General features: G+C 29.3%; 21 protein-coding genes. 14 read left to right on the top strand and 7 right to left on the bottom strand.

The features are described 5' to 3' along the window. Positions 1–15: 15 nt before the first annotated feature. Both Q0776_RS04815 and Q0776_RS04820 read right to left on the bottom strand, forming a co-directional pair. On the bottom strand, positions 16–1,896 hold the full coding sequence (locus tag Q0776_RS04815) for a SulP family inorganic anion transporter (protein WP_298365585.1): 1,881 nt from the start codon (positions 1,894–1,896) through the stop codon (positions 16–18). A gap of 20 nt (positions 1,897–1,916) precedes the next feature. Then, entirely contained in the window at positions 1,917–2,585 is a 669-nt protein-coding gene (locus Q0776_RS04820; RefSeq protein ID WP_298365587.1) for a TetR/AcrR family transcriptional regulator, read from the bottom strand. Positions 2,586–2,967: 382 nt separating this feature from the next. Between Q0776_RS04820 and Q0776_RS04825 the strand changes: the two genes are divergently transcribed. The 6 genes from Q0776_RS04825 (at position 2,968) to Q0776_RS04850 (ending at position 8,432) form a co-directional block, all read left to right on the top strand. After that, on the top strand, positions 2,968–3,264 hold the full coding sequence (locus Q0776_RS04825; protein ID WP_298365589.1) for a hypothetical protein: 297 nt from the start codon (positions 2,968–2,970) through the stop codon (positions 3,262–3,264). An 84-nt stretch (positions 3,265–3,348) separates the two neighbouring features. Next, positions 3,349–4,941, top strand: a complete 1,593-nt coding sequence (locus Q0776_RS04830) for a SulP family inorganic anion transporter (RefSeq protein WP_298365590.1) — start codon at positions 3,349–3,351, stop codon at positions 4,939–4,941. Positions 4,942–4,947: 6 nt separating this feature from the next. Then, entirely contained in the window at positions 4,948–5,754 is an 807-nt protein-coding gene (locus Q0776_RS04835; protein ID WP_298365593.1) for a universal stress protein, read from the top strand. 24 nt (positions 5,755–5,778) lie between these two features. Then, positions 5,779–6,411 (top strand): carbonic anhydrase family protein, encoded by a 633-nt coding sequence (locus Q0776_RS04840; RefSeq protein WP_298365595.1) that lies wholly within the window; start codon positions 5,779–5,781, stop codon positions 6,409–6,411. Positions 6,412–6,731: 320 nt separating this feature from the next. After that, the gene (gene dusB, locus Q0776_RS04845) at positions 6,732–7,712 is read left to right on the top strand and encodes a tRNA dihydrouridine synthase DusB (protein ID WP_298365597.1); all 981 of its coding nucleotides are present in this window, start codon (positions 6,732–6,734) and stop codon (positions 7,710–7,712) included. Between the two features lie 9 nt (positions 7,713–7,721). Then, positions 7,722–8,432: an SdiA-regulated domain-containing protein gene (locus Q0776_RS04850; protein ID WP_298365599.1), complete on the top strand. Its 711-nt coding sequence runs from the start codon at positions 7,722–7,724 to the stop codon at positions 8,430–8,432. Between the two features lie 259 nt (positions 8,433–8,691). On the opposite strand, the gene Q0776_RS04855 is transcribed toward Q0776_RS04850, so the two are convergent. Genes Q0776_RS04855 through rbfA form a run of 3 tightly spaced genes read right to left on the bottom strand, consistent with a single transcriptional unit; the run spans position 8,692 to position 10,596 of the window. After that, the gene (locus Q0776_RS04855; protein ID WP_298365601.1) at positions 8,692–8,967 is read right to left on the bottom strand and encodes a hypothetical protein; all 276 of its coding nucleotides are present in this window, start codon (positions 8,965–8,967) and stop codon (positions 8,692–8,694) included. Between the two features lie 32 nt (positions 8,968–8,999). Beyond that, positions 9,000–10,202, bottom strand: coding sequence for an FtsX-like permease family protein (locus Q0776_RS04860; RefSeq protein ID WP_298365603.1), 1,203 nt, complete (start codon positions 10,200–10,202; stop codon positions 9,000–9,002). 1 nt (position 10,203) lies between these two features. Beyond that, positions 10,204–10,596 carry a 30S ribosome-binding factor RbfA gene (gene rbfA / locus Q0776_RS04865; protein WP_298365606.1) on the bottom strand — a complete coding sequence of 131 codons (393 nt, stop codon included), beginning with the start codon at positions 10,594–10,596 and terminating at the stop codon, positions 10,204–10,206. A gap of 213 nt (positions 10,597–10,809) precedes the next feature. Here rbfA and Q0776_RS04870 point away from each other — a divergent pair, with 213 nt between their 5' ends. From Q0776_RS04870 to Q0776_RS04890, 5 genes are read left to right on the top strand one after another with little or no spacing between them, the layout of a single operon-like run. Next, positions 10,810–11,688, top strand: a complete 879-nt coding sequence (locus tag Q0776_RS04870; RefSeq protein ID WP_298365608.1) for a permease-like cell division protein FtsX — start codon at positions 10,810–10,812, stop codon at positions 11,686–11,688. Between the two features lie 3 nt (positions 11,689–11,691). Beyond that, positions 11,692–11,937 (top strand): DUF3098 domain-containing protein, encoded by a 246-nt coding sequence (locus Q0776_RS04875; RefSeq protein ID WP_298365610.1) that lies wholly within the window; start codon positions 11,692–11,694, stop codon positions 11,935–11,937. 3 nt (positions 11,938–11,940) lie between these two features. Next, complete coding sequence (locus Q0776_RS04880) at positions 11,941–12,738, top strand: undecaprenyl-diphosphate phosphatase (protein ID WP_298365612.1); 798 nt, start codon at positions 11,941–11,943, stop codon at positions 12,736–12,738. Then, on the top strand, positions 12,738–13,421 hold the full coding sequence (gene truB, locus Q0776_RS04885; RefSeq protein ID WP_298365614.1) for a tRNA pseudouridine(55) synthase TruB: 684 nt from the start codon (positions 12,738–12,740) through the stop codon (positions 13,419–13,421). The genes Q0776_RS04880 and truB overlap by 1 nt, the downstream gene beginning before the upstream one ends. 11 nt (positions 13,422–13,432) lie before the next feature. Further along, on the top strand, positions 13,433–13,969 hold the full coding sequence (locus Q0776_RS04890; RefSeq protein WP_298365616.1) for a hypothetical protein: 537 nt from the start codon (positions 13,433–13,435) through the stop codon (positions 13,967–13,969). Here the strand turns inward: Q0776_RS04890 and Q0776_RS04895 are convergent. Both Q0776_RS04895 and Q0776_RS04900 read right to left on the bottom strand, forming a co-directional pair. Beyond that, complete coding sequence (locus Q0776_RS04895; protein WP_298365617.1) at positions 13,964–14,446, bottom strand: ABC transporter ATPase; 483 nt, start codon at positions 14,444–14,446, stop codon at positions 13,964–13,966. The two genes, Q0776_RS04890 and Q0776_RS04895, sit on opposite strands and share 6 nt — an antisense overlap. Before the next feature lie 32 nt (positions 14,447–14,478). After that, the gene (locus Q0776_RS04900; RefSeq protein ID WP_298365618.1) at positions 14,479–15,093 is read right to left on the bottom strand and encodes a thioredoxin family protein; all 615 of its coding nucleotides are present in this window, start codon (positions 15,091–15,093) and stop codon (positions 14,479–14,481) included. A 147-nt stretch (positions 15,094–15,240) separates the two neighbouring features. Here Q0776_RS04900 and Q0776_RS04905 point away from each other — a divergent pair, with 147 nt between their 5' ends. The 3 genes from Q0776_RS04905 to meaB all read left to right on the top strand — a co-directional run bounded on the left by Q0776_RS04905 (position 15,241) and on the right by meaB (position 18,174). Then, on the top strand, positions 15,241–15,951 hold the full coding sequence (locus Q0776_RS04905; protein WP_298365619.1) for a Bax inhibitor-1/YccA family protein: 711 nt from the start codon (positions 15,241–15,243) through the stop codon (positions 15,949–15,951). Further along, positions 15,952–17,061 (top strand): putative porin, encoded by a 1,110-nt coding sequence (locus tag Q0776_RS04910; protein WP_298365622.1) that lies wholly within the window; start codon positions 15,952–15,954, stop codon positions 17,059–17,061. It abuts the gene before it with no gap. Positions 17,062–17,169: 108 nt separating this feature from the next. Beyond that, positions 17,170–18,174, top strand: coding sequence for a methylmalonyl Co-A mutase-associated GTPase MeaB (gene meaB / locus Q0776_RS04915; protein WP_298365623.1), 1,005 nt, complete (start codon positions 17,170–17,172; stop codon positions 18,172–18,174). Positions 18,175–18,232 lie beyond the last annotated feature (58 nt).

Consider the following 18,232-nt stretch of genomic DNA (forward strand, 5'->3'; position numbering starts at 1 on the left):
CTGTTATTGAAATCTTTATTCTAATTTCAAACTTTTATTCTTAACATTATTCTTAACCCAAACTAAACAATCTTTAAAATTTTCAAAAATTTGTTCTTCTGGCACTAAATCAGGAATAATATCAATTCGTTCCATTAGGTATCTCGGTTGTTCTAATAGTCCTACAAACAATATAGTTATATCATGTGATTGTAACTCTTGTAATGCATCTTCCATTGCGTATAAACCAGATTGATCCATATACTGCATACGGCCCAAACGAATAATAGCTTTTGAGGCTGTTTTTGGAATTTGCTGAGCTAATTGCTGAAAGTCACTTGTAGATCCAAAAAATAACGGTCCTTTAATGTGTTTAATAAATACTTCTTCTTTATATTTTTCAGGGAATCCTATTTCATCTTTCCAGGCTTCTTCTTTTAAGGTTTTAACATCGGATCGTTGTGCAGTTAAATCTCCAATTTTTTTCATAAACATTAAAGAAGCAATAACCAATCCAATACCAACAGCATAAACTAGGTTCCAAAAAGTTGATAAACCTAATACAGTAAGCATTATTAGCACTTCCATACTGAATTTTATAGGTCCTACCTTAACATCTTTTGGTAAATAAGGAATTGCTTTTAATCCTTTATAATCCATAACTCCAATACCAACTGTAATTAAGATTCCTGCTAAAACAGCTGCTGGAATTTTTGAAGCTAAAGGTGCTAATATTAATAGTACAATAAACAGTAAAACTCCTGCAATCATTCCAGATAATCTTGTTTTTCCTCCAGAATTAATATTTACTACTGTGCGTATTGTAGCTCCTGCACCTGGAATACCACCAAATAATGAAGCAATACTATTTCCAATACCTTGACCAATTAATTCTTTATTAGGTTTGTGTTTAGTTTTTGTCATATTGTCAGCTACCACACTTGTTAATAACGAGTCAATAGCTCCTAAAAGTGCTAACGTTAATGCTGTGAAAATATAAGGTGTTAACCCTGTTAGGCTAAAGCCAGTAAATATTCCTAGTTGAAATTCGGGTAAACCTTGTGGTATTTCAGGAATTGGTCTATAATCTAAATTGGCTAACATAGCAATTGCAGACATTACTACAAGTGCAACCAATGTACTAGGTATTTTTGTTGTAATTCGTTTAAAGCCATAAATTATTATTATAGTTCCTAAAGCTAAAATTAGTTCTAACCAATTTATGTTTTGTATTGCTCTTGGAAATACTTTTAAAGCGCCCAAAACTCCTGAAGCTTCTTTACCAGCTAGTGTTTTGGATTCCTTTAAAATGTCGTTTTGAGTCACTTCTTGAGCACGGTTAATAGTTTCTTTAAAATCTTCAATTACTAAAATACCTTCACCTGCTTCGTCTTTTAAAATATTTTCAAGAATTAATTCTTCAGCTTGTGGCTTAAACTGGTTTACGAATTCAACGTCTTCTTTAGGATAGTAACCTATAGATGGTAAAATTTGAGTAACCAAAATAATAACTCCAATAGCAGTCATAAATCCGGAAACAACAGGGTAGGGAATGTACCTAATATATTTTCCTAGACCAATAATTCCTAAACCTATTTGCATAAGACCTGCTAATAGAAACACCATTAGAATAATTGGTAATGCTTTTGTTAAATCACCATCATTTGTAGCAAGTATTCCTGCAATTACAACCATACTTACGGCTGTCATTGGTGCTGTTGGACCAGAAATTTGCGTGTTAGTTCCTCCAAAAAGAGCTGCAAAAAAACTGATGAAAATAGCTCCATAAAGTCCTGCACTTGGACCTAGCCCAGAGCTAACCCCAAAAGCTAGTGCTAATGGTAATGCTACAATACCTGCAGTTATTCCTCCAAATAAATCACCTCGAAAGTGTTTAAAGTCAAATAAATTTTTCATTTTTTGTTTTAAGTTAGTAATTATTTAATAAAATTTAAAGCCATTTCAGTATAAAACTGTTCAATAGTATTTTTTTCTTCAGTAATATCTGTTAAAGAAGGTAAATGTTCAGCAAAATATTTTTGATGATGTGCTCCTTCAATTACTGTTGAAGCTAGCATATGCGGATATTGAAAATCAGGTTTAAGTTCTAATAAAATATCACTTACGCGTTGTACTACCATTTTATAAGCTTTAAAAAAACCTTTCTTATTTTCAGCATCTACATCTTTTGTATGATAAGATTTTATAGATTCAGAAATAATAATATTACTTAATCTTGTTTCGTTTATATAAGGAATTAATGTTGATTCCATTACAGGTTTTGTAAGTATGCTAATAGATTTTAATAAACGTTCTTTTGGAGACTCAACGTTGGTTGTTGCAAAAACAATTTGATATTCAATCCATCTCCAGTACCAACTAGTTAAGTAAACTAGCAACATGTGTTTATTTTTAAAGTAGCGATAAATTGAGCTTTCAGGAGAATTAATTTCTTCACCTAATTTTTTAAATGTAAAAGCTTCAAAACCAATTTTATCAATTAATTCAATACTTTTTGAAAGTATCTTTTTACCTAATTCAGATGAGTCGGGTTTTTTACAATATAGCTCTTTATTTACGTCAAAATTTATGTTTAAATTATTCATAAATTACTAAGTATTTCTTGTAAATATAAGAGTATTACTAGTTAAAAAGAAATTATTGCACTTATTAATTTAAATAATTGATATAAAAAGTAACATTAGTTAGTTGATAAAGTTGATTTAGTTTTTGAAAAGGTTGCTTTTTTTCTTCGAATCAATTGCATTCATAGAACTTAATAGCTATTAAATAGTTTAACCAACCCTGTTTCCAATTTACTAAAAAAAGAAACTTCTGTTTAATTTATTCCGTTAATTTCTTAGAAATAAGTACCTCAAAAAAAGAAATTTACAATGACTATATAAAAGCTTAACACTTTTTTATGATAGTAATACTATTATTTTTAAAAGTATTACTATATTTGCCGTCGATAAAAACAAAAATGAAATGAAAAAAAGAGGGATTTCTTTATTTTTCTCGGTACTTTTTCTGCTATTTATAGGCTTACCAACTATTCTTACAATGGTTGATAATTCTATTGATATTTCATTAGTTATTACTACTCCTGATGATGAAGAAAGCGAAAAGAATTTGGAATTTCAGGTTATGTTTCCTCAAGTAAAATCAAATAATTCAGGTATTTCAGTATCGTATTTAAAAATTAATTTACTGTATTTCAGTAAAAAATATGGTAAACCGTATCTAGATATTATTTCTCCTCCTCCCGATTATCATATTTCATAAATCGGTTCAATATATTAATTAGAAATAATCATTAAAATTTATCAAGTTTTAGTTTTGAGTAACTAAAATAAAACTATTTATAGTATGTTTAAAAGTATTAAAAGTGACTTGCCAGCGAGTATAGTCGTGTTTTTTGTTGCATTACCATTATGTTTAGGTATTGCATTAGCCAGTGGTGCTCCTCTTTTTTCAGGTTTAATTTCTGGAATTGTTGGAGGTGTAGTGGTAGGGTCTTTAAGTGGCTCTAAAATTGGAGTTAGTGGTCCGGCTGCAGGATTGGCAGCCATTGTTTTAACAGCAATTGGAACTTTAGGAAGTTATGAAAACTTCTTGGTAGCTGTTGTTTTAGGTGGAATTATTCAATTAATTTTTGGATTTTTAAAAGCAGGAATTATTGGGTATTATTTTCCTTCTTCAGTAATTAAAGGAATGTTAACAGGAATTGGAATTATTATTATTCTTAAACAAATTCCACATTTTTTTGGATATAATTCAGATCCAGAAGGTGACTTTGCGTTCATTCAAATTGATGGAGAAAATACATTTTCTGAAATCTTTATGGCTTTAAATAATATTAGCCTAGGTTCTACCACTATTGGTTTTATTGGTTTAGGTATTTTATTATTTTGGAGTAATGTTTTATCAAACAAAGGAAAAATATTTCAATTAATACAAGGTCCGTTAGTAGCTGTTGTTGCAGGTATTATTTACTTTCTAATAACAGGATCTAATTCAAAGTTTGGTATTAGTCCTTCTCATTTAGTTAGTGTTCCTGTTCCAGAAAGTTTAGATTCTTTTTTAGGACAATTTAGTTTTCCAAATTTCTCTCAAATTACAAATCCGGAAGTTTGGATTGTTGCATTTACAATAGCATTAGTAGCTAGTTTAGAAACTTTATTATGTGTAGAGGCTACAGATAAGTTAGATCCACATAAAAATGTTACTCCAACAAATAGAGAGTTATTAGCACAAGGAACTGGTAATATAGTTTCTGGATTAATTGGAGGTTTACCAATAACACAAGTAATTGTAAGAAGTTCTGCTAACATTCAATCTGGAGGAAGAACTAAAATGTCGGCAATTATTCATGGTCTTTTACTACTTACTGCAGTAATTCTTATTCCTAGACTTATTAATAAAATTCCTCTTTCGGTATTAGCAGCCATCCTTTTTATTGTGGGGTATAAATTAGCTAAACCAGCATTATTTAAAAAAATGTACAAGTTAGGTTGGAAACAATCTGTACCGTTTTTTGTTACAGTAATTGGAATTGTATTTACGGATTTATTAGTAGGTATTGGATTAGGTTTATTAGTTGGGATAGTTGTTATTTTATTAAAAAGTTATCAAAACTCTCACTTTCTTCATATTGAAGATAAGAGCAACGGAAAACATAAAATTAAAATGGAACTTGCTGAGGAGGTAACCTTCTTTAATAAAGGTGCTATTTTAAAAGAATTAGATAGTTTACCTATAGATACTTACTTAGAATTTGATGTTACTAAAACCAGGTATTTGGACTATGATATTATTGAGATTTTAGAGGATTTTGCATTTAAAGCAAAAGAAAGAAATATTGATATTAAGTTAATTTCAAAAAGAGGTATTGTTGAAAATCCATCTAGTTTTATTGAGTTTTTTCAATTGAGACCTAAGTCTAACATAAGTTTAAGTTAGTAAGACATGAGAAATTTTAAATATAAAATACTCGTACTTTCGGACTTAAAGAAAACAGCAAATTCAACATTAAAAAGTAGTGTAAGTTTAGCTAAGATGATTGGTGCGGAAATAACATTATTTCATGTTAAAGAATACATAGATATTGTAGATAGAGATAACCAATTAACTACAATGCGAACTTTAAATGAAGAGCATAAGAAAACCAAAAAGAAAATAAATGACATTGTTAATAGCTTTTCAAAAGAATACGATGTAAAAATCAATGGTAATTATGCATTTGGAAAAGTGAAAGAAGAAATTCAAAAACAAATAGAAGCTTACAATCTAGATATTATTGTTTTAGGCCATCGAAAGGCGGCTCCTTTTAAATTAATTGGAGATAGCATTACACGCTTTGTACTAAAAAAGTTTAATGGAGTTATAATGATTTCTTCAAATGAAAACGCATTAGCACCCAATGAAAAAATGTCTTTAGGAGTATTAAATGGTTCTAATAAAATTATGAAAACTGAGCTTTCTAACGATTTAATGCCGCATACAAAAGCGCCATTAAAATCTTTTAGAATTCTTAATAGTCAAGATGTAACTAAAGACACATCAAAATTAAACGAAGAAAAAATGGTAGAGTATGTATTTGAGCAAAACGCGAATGCTATGAAAACACTTTCTTCGTATTTACAAAAAAACAACATTAATTTATTATGTGTAGATAGAGATAAAAATAAAGGAAATAACACTGTAAATGCTGACACATCATTAAAAGAGGTAGTAAGCAAGTTAAACGTTTCGTTATTAGTTTCTGAAGCATAATTTATTTAAAAAAACAAAACACATATGAAAGCACATACAAGAGAAACACAAGCAACTATGACTCCAGAGAAGTCATTACAATATTTAATTGAAGGAAATAAAAGATTTCAAGATAATTTAAAAGCAAACCGTAACTTATTAGAACAGGTAAATGATACTAGTGAAGGACAATTTCCATTTGCAACAATTTTAAGTTGTATAGATTCTAGGGTATCTGCAGAATTGGTTTTTGACCAAGGTTTAGGAGACATTTTTAGTGTGCGTATTGCAGGTAACTTTGTAAATGATGATATTTTAGGAAGCATGGAGTTTGCATGTAAATTGGCAGGAACTAAGCTTATTGTGGTTTTAGGCCATACTGCATGTGGAGCTGTAAAAGGAGCGTGTGACGATGCTAAATTAGGAAAGCTTACCGGAATGTTGTCAAAAATTAAACCAGCCGTTAATGCAGTAACTTTACCTGAAGATTATAGTTTAAGAAACTCTGGAAATATAGAGTTTGTAAACAATGTAGCTGAACAAAACGTAATGTTAACTATCGATAAAATTTTAAAGGATAGCGAAGTTTTGGCTGAAATGCAAAGCAAAGGTGAAATCAAGATTGTTGGAGCAATGTATGATATTCATTCAGGAGCAGTAAAGTTCTATGAGCAATAAAATAAAAGAATAAATAAAGAAAATTAAAAAATAAGCTTAACAGATTTAAACCCCTGTTAGGTTTATTTATTTTTTTGAATAAAAATACAGTTTAATAAGTATTTCAATTGCTACTAATAAACTTGTATTATAAATAAGTAAAAGATAACTCAGCTAAGTATTAATTTTTAAAAGAAGGTAAAATTTAGACCTCATTCAACCAACTTTTGTCTCAGACAAAAGGAGTTTGTAAAAGTTAAAATAAGTATTAATGTTGAAGTTGAATTTTATGGTAAAGGATATTTAAAAAATTACGTAATTTGCAGCCAAAAATTTTTAGTTTGGTAAAAATAGGAAACATAGAGTTAAATGATTTTCCGTTGTTGTTAGCACCAATGGAAGATGTAAGTGATCCACCGTTTAGAGCATTATGCAAAGAACAAGGTGCAGATGTGGTTTATACCGAATTTATTTCGAGCGAAGGATTAATTCGCAATGCCTCCAAAAGTAGAAAAAAGCTCGATATTTATGAAAAAGAACGTCCAGTTGGTATTCAAATATTTGGAGCCAATTTAGAATCAATGTTACGTACCGTTGAAATAGTGGAGCAATCTAAACCAGATATTATTGATATTAATTTTGGGTGTCCTGTTAAAAAAGTGGTAAGCAAAGGAGCAGGAGCAGGTATTTTAAAAGATATTGATTTAATGGTTTCCCTAACCGATGCAATGGTTAAACATACCAACTTACCAATTACTGTAAAAACACGATTGGGTTGGGATACAGATTCAATAAAAATTGTTGAGGTTGCCGAGCGTTTGCAAGATGTAGGTTGTGCTGCAATTTCAATTCACGGTAGAACACGTGCGCAAATGTATAAAGGAGAAGCAGATTGGGCTCCTATTGCTAAGGTGAAAAATAATTCTAGAATGCATATTCCAGTTTTTGGAAATGGCGATGTAAATACACCAGAGCGAGCAGTTGAAATGCGTGATAACTATGGCTTAGATGGCGCTATGATTGGAAGAGCTAGTATTGGAAATCCTTGGTTTTTTAAACAAGTGAAGCATTTTATTGAAACTGGTGAACATTTACCTGAAATTACAATTGCCGATAGAGTAGAAATGGCAAAACGCCATTTGCAAATGGAAATTGATTGGAAAGAAAGTGAAATAGTTGGTGTTATGGAAACTAGAAGACACTATACTAATTATTTTAAAGGAATTCCTCACTTTAAAGAGTATCGATTAAAAATGGTAACTTCAGATTCGGCACAAGATGTTTTTGATACTTTTGATGAAGTACTTCAAAAATTTGCATAACTTTATTTAGTGAAAAAAATACTATTTATTATTGTTTTTATTTCGAGTTTATGCGCGTGTAAATTAGTGTCTCAAAAAAGTATATCAGTTTTAACTGAGATAAAATTAAATATACAAGAACCCTCAGGAATAACTTTTTTCAACAACCACTTGTATATTACAAGCGACTATAATGGACTCGTTTATAAAACTACATTAGAAGGAAAAGTTGTTGAAAAAATTGCAACTGATTTTACCGATTTAGAAGGAGTTGCTATTAAAAATGAGCGAGTATATGTTGTAAACGAAAATAAAAGAACTTTAATTAAGTTAAAATCGACTGGTGAAACAGACAAGAAATACAAAATTAAAGGAAGTCAAAAAAAACATAATAGCGGATTAGAAGGACTTTGTTTTTCTGAAAAAGAAGATTGCTTTTTTATAGTGAACGAAAGTTCACCAACTGAGGTTTTAAAAGTTACAAAAAAGGGAAAAGAATTAGACTCTTTTAAAGTGGATTTTGCTAATGATTTATCGGGAATTTGTTTTGATAATAAAACGGGTAATTTATGGCTAGTAAGTGATGAGTCGCAAAAAATCTATGAAATATCTAATAAAGGAAAACTGTTTAAAAGTTATTCAATTCCAGTGCATAAACCAGAAGGAATTGTAATACATAACAATAAAATTTATATTGTGAGTGATTCGGAAAACAAGTTGTTTGTTTTTAAAAAGCCTTAACTTTTTAATACAATTCAATTGAGGAGAATATTCCTTTTGAGATATTTAAAAATTTGTCAAATTCATCTAAAGTAGCTTCGTAGTACATAGAGTAAATAGCATTATTATGCATAAAATTATACTCGATTATTTTAGTGTCTCTGCCTTCCAAATGAATATTAGAAACGTAGTTTTTAAAGATAAAAGAAACAATTTTTAAAGGTCCGAATTTGCTATCTAAAGTTTTAACCTTTGCTTCTTTTGAATTTTTTAAAAGTAGTTACAATCTATTGTTCATATATTCATCTATAGAGATGTAATCGCTTTTCAACGTTTTGTAAAAACTAATTTTTGTAGTAGGGATTTTATAGATAGAGTTATGACTTTTTTTTGCATATAGTATTACTAGATTGTCTGAGCTATTTTTTTTGGGAGATATTTTCCAAGTTTTAGGGTAGGAGAACTTTATGTATTCATCTGAATATGTGTTTGTTTTTTTACTTTGAGCGTTTGTAATTGTTATAGCAAACAAGAATAGTAGCGTAATCTTTTTCATCTTTTTATTTCAAAAATAGTGAAATTTAAATATTACTCTACCAGTTTTTTAGAGATTCTACTACTTGCTATTTTTGAGGAAATAAAACCTAAAATTAAGATTGTTAATATTACTGTAAATAAATTTTGAAACGTAAATTCAACTGGGTAGGCAAGGTGTTGTGTTATCATAAATAACTGATATTTTTTTTGCAATAGCACCAAAATAACACCTAAAGACAGTCCTATAATTAATCCAAAAACAGAAAGTAAAAAACCTTGTAAAATAAAAACACGTTTTATATCTTTAATAGTAGCTCCTAAATTGTAAAGTGTTTTTAAATTGTCTTTTTTATCCAAAATCATCATAATTATGGCGCCAATTACGTTAAAAAGAGCAATAATTAAAATCAAGGTAAAAATTAAATAAGAAGCCAAATTTTCAGTATTTAACATTTTATAAAAGATAGCGTTTAACTGTTCCCTGGTTTCAATTTTAAAATTTGTGCCCAGTTTGCTTTTTAAGTCTTCAATAATTTGTTCTCGGTTGTCTAAATTGGTTACTTTTAATTCAATGGAAGAAATTTGATTAGGAGCATAATTCAATAAAGTTTGAGCAAGCTCTAACGAAATAAAAGTAAATTTTTTGTCCATTTCTTCAGTTAGCGCAAAAACTCCAATTGGCTGTGTTTCAATTTGATTGAAAGCATTTTTAGGGTTTATAGCGTAACCTTTTCCTGGTTTTGGAACATAAATTTTTAAAGGCTCTAAAAAATCAAAAACACCTACAGACAACAAATTTGAAATACCATTACCAACAATTGAGCCGGCAGGTATTTGCGGATCTAGCCAAGTACCCACATAAACTGTAGAATCAATTCGAGTAACTTTTGTAAAATTAGTGTCAACTCCTTTTATGTAGGCTATGTGTGTTTTTTTATTGAATTCGAAAAAGGCGCGTTCTTCAATTACTTTTGAATAGGATGCAATTCCATTTTGCTCGTCTAAATGCGATTTAATTGTATCACTAATTAGAAAGGATTTCCCTTTTATAGATGTTATTTTTATGTCAGGATCTGAGGTGTCTAAAAAACCAATGCTAAAAGCTCTTAAGCCCGAAAAACCGGAAAGAACAATGAACAAAGCTAAAGTTCCAATAATTACTCCAATAGCAGCAATTAAAGTTATTATATTTATGGTGTTATTGCTGCTTTTTGAAAATAAATATCGTTTGGCTATGTATAAAGGAAAATTCAAGTTAGCGTTTTTGACGTTTGTCTAAAATATCCGGATTTTTAATTGGATTTTCTTTTTTTCCTTTTAAAGCATTATCAATATCTTCAATATAATCTAAACTATCATCAATAAAAAATAACAATTCAGGCATACGTCTTAACTGATCTTTTGTGCGTTTTGCCATTTCGTAACGAATGGACGAGGTGTTTTCCTGAACTCCTTTTAAAATTATTTCTCTTTTTAACTGAGGAAAAACACTTATATACACTTTTGCTTGTCCTAAATCGGAAGTAACATTAACTTTAGTAACAGATATAATAACTCCCTTCATTCCGTCTCGTGCTGCATTTTGCAGTACTTCTGCCAAGTCTTTTTGTAAAACTCCTGCTATTTTTTTTTGTCTGTTTGTTTCCATTTTGCAAAAATATAATTTAAATGTACACAAATTCTGTTTTTACTATGGATTGTTTTAAAAATAATTTTAATTTTTTTTAGTTTACTATTGTAATAAATGTGATTTTAGCAATTCTAGTAGTTAATTAGTTTTATTGTTAAAAACCCATATTTACTATTAACTATCTAATAGTTAAATTTGTATATTGCAACGTATTTTAATAAAAAATTACTTTTGAATAATTCATTTGATAAATATCAAAAAAGAAGATTGCGTTCTTCTTATTTCTCCGTAATAATTAGTATTGCATTGGTGTTATTTTTAGTAGGGCTTTTAGGTCTTATTTTGTTGAAAACCAACAGTATTGCAAATCATTTTAAAGAAAAAGTAGCAGTAACCATTTTTTTAACTGAAAATGCAAAAGCTAATGATGTTGAAATTTTAAAAGCGGAATTAAAAAAAGCCGAATATTCAAAAGATGTTAAATATATTTCAAAAAAAGAAGCTGCAAAAAAATATTCAGAAGAAATAGGTGAAGATTTTATTGATTTCTTGGGAAGTAATCCTTTAAAAAACGCTATTGATGTTAGTTTAAAGTCAGATTATGTAACACCAGAAGCAATGGCAGAAATAGAAAAACAACTACTTAATAGAAGTATTGTTGCAGAAGTTGTTTATGATAAACCATTAATAGAATTATTAACAAAAAATATAAACAGAATTAGTTTTTGGATGTTGTTATTTAGCGCTTTATTTACACTAATAGCTGTGGTATTGATAAATAGCTCAATTCGACTTTCGGTTTATTCTAAAAGGTTTACCATTAAAACTATGCAAATGGTTGGGGCAACAAAAGGATTTATACGTTTACCTTTTATATGGAAAAGCATAAAGCTTGGTATACTTGGTGCAATTGTATCTATTTTAGGATTGATAGGTTTTATTTTTTATGTAAATAAAATGGTTCCAGAAATTGAATTATTGGCTGATTATAAAGTGTTAGCAATACTATTTGCTGGTATTATTTTAATGGGCATACTAATAACTTGGATTAGTACGTTTTTTGCAACACAACGTTTTTTAAACTTAAGAACCGACGAACTTTATTACTAAGAAATGAATAAGAAAAAAGAGGAGAAAAAAAGTAAATTACTTTTTGGTAAAAAAAATTATACAATAATGTTAATTGGATTGGCTGTTATTGGTTTAGGCTTTGTTTTAATGGCCGGAGGCGGTAGCGATAACCCTGATGTTTTTAACGAAGAAATATATAATTTTAGAAGAATTAGATTAGCTCCAACACTTGTAATAATAGGTTTAGGAATTGAAATTTATGCTATTATGGCAAAATCGTCAAAGTAAAGTATGAATTATTTTGAAGCAATAATCTTAGGGATTATTCAAGGATTAACCGAGTTTTTACCAGTTTCTTCAAGTGGACATTTAGAATTAGCCAAAACACTTTTTGGTGATGATTCCTTACCAAATGAAAGTTTAACTTTTACAGTGGTACTACATTTTGCAACAGCGCTTAGTACTTTAGTAATTTTTAGAGCAGAAGTATTTCAAATTATAAAAGGTCTGTTTCAGTTTAAATGGAATGAAGAGTTACAATTTTCATTAAAAATAATTGTATCTATGATTCCGGCGGTATTTGCAGGACTTTTTTTTGAAGAACAATTCGAATCATTTTTTGGAGGACAAGTATTGTTAGTTGGTTTTATGCTTATAATTACCTCATTGCTTTTATTATTTGCAGATAAAGCTAAAAACACAACAAAAAAGGTGTCGTTTTTTAATGCCATTGTTATAGGTATTTCACAGGCCTTAGCAATATTGCCGGGAATATCTAGATCGGGAGCAACAATTTCGTCTTCAGTTTTGCTGGGAATTGATCGAACAAAAGCTGCACGATTTTCATTTTTAATGGTTGTTCCATTAATTTTTGGAAAAATAGGGAAAGATGTAATGTCTGGTTCAATTAATTTTGAAAGTAATCAAATAGGATATTTACTAGTTGGCTTTATTGCCTCATTTATAGCTGGTTTATTTGCTTGTAAGTGGATGATTGCAATTGTAAAAAAAAGTAAACTATCGTACTTTTCATTGTATTGTTTTATAGTAGGAGTAATAGCAATTTCAGTAACTCTTTATAATAAATAATGACGTTAGAAGATTATAAAAATGGCCGGGTTTTATTAATTGACAAACCTCTAAATTGGACTTCATTTCAAGTAGTTAACAAATTGAGATGGAATATTAAACAACAGTTTAAAATTAAAAATATTAAGGTTGGTCATGCAGGAACATTAGATCCTTTGGCAACAGGATTATTAATAATTTGTACTGGAAAATTCACAAAAAAAATTGAAGAGTACCAAGGCCAAATTAAAGAATATACAGGAACCATAACCTTAGGTGCAACTACACCAAGTTACGATTTAGAGACCGAAATTAATGAGACTTTTAAAACAGATCATATTTCAGAAAAGTTAATTCTAAAAACTACCAAACAGTTTATTGGTGAAATTAATCAAAAACCACCAATTTTTTCAGCTATAAAAAAGGACGGAAAACGCTTGTACGAACTTGCAAGAGCTGGAGAAACAACTGAAATAAAGTCGAGAAAAATAACCATAACCGAATTTGAAATAACCAACGTAGATTTTCCAAAAGTTGAGTTTAGAGTTGTTTGTAGCAAAGGCACCTATATTAGATCTTTAGCTTACGATTTTGGTTTAGCCTTAAATTCTGGAGCGCATTTATCTGCATTAAGAAGAACAAAAATAGGTGAGTTTAACGTCGAAAACGGTATGACTATTGATGAGTTTATAGCAAACATTTAGCTATAAATTTTATGAAAAGATTTTTTCTAATTTTTGCAATTTTTATTTGTTCAATATCTTATTCTCAAAACAATTTTAATTATAATTTCACGATCAATACAACATTTACCGCAAATGAAAATTTTGGTGAGTATGATGCTTATTTCGACGAAGTTGATTGGTCTATAATTGCTCCAAGAGCTTTAATGTTACGTTCTGGAATTGATGTGAATATTGTTAAAAGACTTACTGCTGGAATTAATTTAGGATTTGATTGGCATCCCGATTTAGAAGTATTGGCTGTACCTTATTTTTTGGATTCAAAATTTTCGGTTTTTCAAGTTGATGATGATAAGCTTTATATAAGAGTAGGAGTAGGGAAATTGCTTAAATTTGGTGAATCATTTGAGCGTGGGACTTATAATATTGTTGGAATAGGATATCATATTTCAACAATAAAAAAGTACAGTGTTATAGTTAGTATGGATTTTCATCAAAAAAAAATCGCCAATTTCGAAAATGGGCGATTAAATAGTTTGTCGTTTGGAATGGGAATGTCTTTTTTATAAAAAACGATCCAGCCAGCTATCCATAATATTAATTTCCCAATTGTTTTTATACTCCTCGACAGTTGTGACAAGGTTGTTAAAAACTGTTGTTTTTTCAGAAACACCTCTGTTTTTTATCATTTTTTTAAAATCAGGTAATTCTTTGTATTGTACGTGTTCGCCTTGTTTGTAGCAAACATTTATTTTATCCAATAGTATGTTGTTATATTTTTTTTCAAGTAGTAAAATATAACCAATTAGTTCATCGTGTGCTTTTAAAGAAAGTTTGGTTTTTACATCATCCACTGCAACAACTATAAACCGGTTGTATTCTAACTTAAATGCGCAATTAAAATCAGAATTATTACTTGTCCAAGTTGAAAGGAAATTTCCAATACCTTCAATTAATTCTTCAATTTCTTGAGGATAAAATTTTCTACTCGATGGAAATATCCAAAGTTTTCCTTCATCGGGAATTTTACTAAAATCTACAATCATTGTTTTAATTTATTGCACAAATGTATGTTAAATTAAATCAGTTCCACTTTTGTAGTTGCAAATAACTCAATTATATCACTTTGAATGTTTTTACCTTTGTCTTTATTATACCAAACTTGAAGGTTTTTTTTAAATTCAGCATCTAAACCTCCATTACTTTCCTTATAATCATTTACCATTTGCGTTGCAATTGAAGGTCTTGGTCCCCAAGAATTAATAACATTATACGTTTCATCAAGGAGAATTATTTTAGGAATAGCTTTTCCTCCATTTGTTAAAAATTGATTCATTAATAGTTCATTTTCATCTCTAAGTACAATCTTTAAATCAATTTTAGATGAGGATTCTATTATTTTATGTATTACAGGTAAAACCTGAGCGGCATCACCACACCAACCTTCAGCTATAGCCAAAAGAATATAATTGTTGTTTATTTGATTTAAAGAAGATACGGTTTCTTCAGCAATTTTTATGGTTTTGTCTAAACGATCCATACGCTTGTCGTTTAAAGCACTGTAATTTAGCATATCATCATTCTGAATATTTCCAGTAGATTTTTCTTCAATAAGTAATTTTTTTATTAGAGATCTATACGATTTATAAGTAATTGCTTTTTCTAAGCTATCTTTAATTAATTGGTTTTTCATTCTTTTACTTTTTATCATTCTTTTGACGTAAAATTCAATAGATACTTACAACGCAAATTTCTTTATTTTTTTAGTTTATTTTATATAAATTTTCACTTTAATTTAAATACATATTTTTACTTTTGTTTTCATTAAAATTATTAAACTATGGAAAACATTTCAAATAACGATTTTAGTCAAAAACAGCTCGATTTAAGTCAAAATATTTCAGTTTACTTAACGAAAGTTTATAACTGGATGGCAATAGCATTATTAATCACAGGCTTATCAGCCTATTTTGTTGCAGGCTCAGAGCAGCTAATGCAAATAGTTTTTGGTAATAAAATTTTATTTTACGGACTTTTAATTGGTGAAATAGCTTTGGTTGGGTATATTTCTGCTCGCATTAATAAATTAGCAACCAATACAGCAATGTTGCTATATCTATTGTATGCAGTTTTAAATGGAGTAACGTTATCATTTATTTTTATGGCATACACGTCTGGTTCTATAACTTCTACATTTATAATTACTGCAGGTACTTTTGGTGCAATGAGTTTGTATGGATATTCTACAAAACGAGATCTTACTAAAATTGGAAATATTGCGTTTATGGCTTTAATAGGTATTATTATAGCATCTGTTGTAAATATATTTATGGAAAGCACCTTGATGTACTGGATAATTACTTATTTAGGTGTAATTATTTTTGTAGGTTTAGTGGCCTATGATACACAAAAATTAAAGCGAATTGCAATTAATGGTTTTGAAAATGAAGAGAGTATGGAGAAAAGTGCAATACTTGGAGCTTTGTCTTTATACTTAGATTTTATAAATCTATTTTTATTCTTATTAAGAATATTCGGAGATAGAAAATAGATGATTAGATTAAAAATTATCAAGAATTTAACCTTTGGAATACTTTTAATTTTTTGTATTCTAAAATCATATTCACAAGAAATAAAAAGTGATTTAAAATTTATAGGCGATTTTAGATTTAGGGCTGAATTGGATCGTGATTCAAGAAAAATGGATGGATCTTATAGGGATGATCGTGATAGATTGAGATACCGATTGCGTGCAGGATTTCAATATACTTTAAATAAGAGTTTCCAGTTCGGAGCACGAATAAGAACAGGTAATGCTAAAAACCAGCAATCGCCTCATATAACAATAGGAAAAGAATTCCATTCGGATGATTTTTCGATTGACTTGGCTTATTTGAAAATTAAATCTAATAATGGGTATTGGGCTAATTTAGGGAAACAAAATATGTCTTTTTGGCGACAAAATGGTTTGCTATGGAATAACGACGTAAACCCAGAAGGTGTTTCATTTGGTAAAAGTTTCTCTTTTAATAATAACTCAAAAATCTCTCCTGTGATGGGATATTTTATTACTGGAAGTAGAGGAGGAAAGTTTAGTGAAGATAGCAATATTATTATTGCCCAATTAAAGTTAGATTCTAAACTTGGTGATGAAAACTTTATTGTTGCTTCTGGAATTATAAAAGGCTCAAAATTACCCGATACGCCAGATGATACGGGTACATTTTTTCTTGATTATTCTATTTGGTCTTCGAGCTTTCAAATAAAATTAAATGATTTTTTACTAGGTTTTGATTTCATAAGAAATTTAAAAAATTATAATTTAAATGAAAATATATTATCAACTTATAAAGACCAAAAAAACGGTTACACAGGAAGTTTAAAATATAATTTAGAAAAATTTCAAATTGGATACACGTATGCTCATATTGAAAAATACGCTGTTATAGATTATTTTGCTCAAGATGATTGGCTTAGATGGGGTAATTCAAATATGACACGTACAAGTAATTTTAAAGGACACGAGATTTCGGCAAAGTATAATTTAAATAATAACTTTAATATGGTGTTTAGAGCTTTTTTAGTTGAAGGTATTAAAACAACTAGTACCAATTTAGAGACGGGAACAAGAGTTCGACTAGATTTGAATATAAAAATTTAGACTCGATTTTTCATTTTCTTGGTGTAACAAAACCGTGTAATTGTAATGATTGATTTTATCATTATTAGTATATTTGATGATTGTTTTTAATGAATTATATTATTCTTAATGAAAAATTACAAGCCAAAAGGAAGGTTAGCGGCATCAGCCTATATTGAAGGGATTTTAAAAGGAGATAGAGTATTGCTTTCTAGAGCAATTACCATTATTGAAAGTAATTTAGAAAGTGATAAAGTATTAGCTAAAGAAATTATTCAAGCTGTTTTACCCAAATCAGGAAACTCAATAAGAATTGGAATTACAGGTGTCCCTGGAGTTGGAAAAAGTACTTTTATAGAGTCTTTTGGTAAGTATTTAATTACACAAGGCAAGCGGGTAGCTATCTTATCTATCGACCCAAGTAGTCAACGGTCTAAAGGAAGTATTTTAGGAGATAAAACCAGAATGGAAGACCTTGCAAATATGCAGGAAGCTTATATTCGTCCATCTGCATCTGGAGACACTTTGGGAGGAGTTGCAAATAAAACAGGTGAAACTATGTTACTTTGTGAGGCAGGTGGATATGACGTTATTCTAATTGAAACTGTTGGAGTAGGGCAATCGGAAACTGCTGTACATGGCATGACTGATTTCTTTTTATTATTAATGCTTTCCGGGGCAGGTGATGAGTTACAAGGCATTAAAAAGGGAATAATGGAAATGGCCGATATGGTTGTGATTAATAAAGCTGATGGAGATAATGTTAGAATGAGTGAAATGGCTCGTTTACAATACCAAAATGCTTTACATATATTTCCGCAGTCGGAATCTGGTTGGAGCCCAGTAGTTAGTACTGCTTCAGCTATAAAAAATATTGGAATTGATACTGTTTGGGATGAAGTTTCAAAATTTAAAGCATTGGTTGATGAGAATGGTTATTTTCAAAAAAATAGAAATCATCAACAAATAGATTGGATGTATAATAATATTAACGAAGAGTTGAAAAATCTATTTTATGGTTCAGCTAATATTAAAGAGCATCTTTCGGTTTTAGAAAAAGAAATTATTTCTGCGAAAATTTCACCAGTAAAAGCTGCGCAACTAATGATTGAAGAGTTTAAAAAGTCGTTTTAATTTATATTTATTTCAGAATCTCATCCTGTTTTAGAGAACACCATTATCCAACATAAAA

This window comes from uncultured Lutibacter sp., assembly GCF_947495725.1.
In the GTDB taxonomy this organism is placed as follows: Bacteria; Bacteroidota; Bacteroidia; order Flavobacteriales; family Flavobacteriaceae; genus Lutibacter.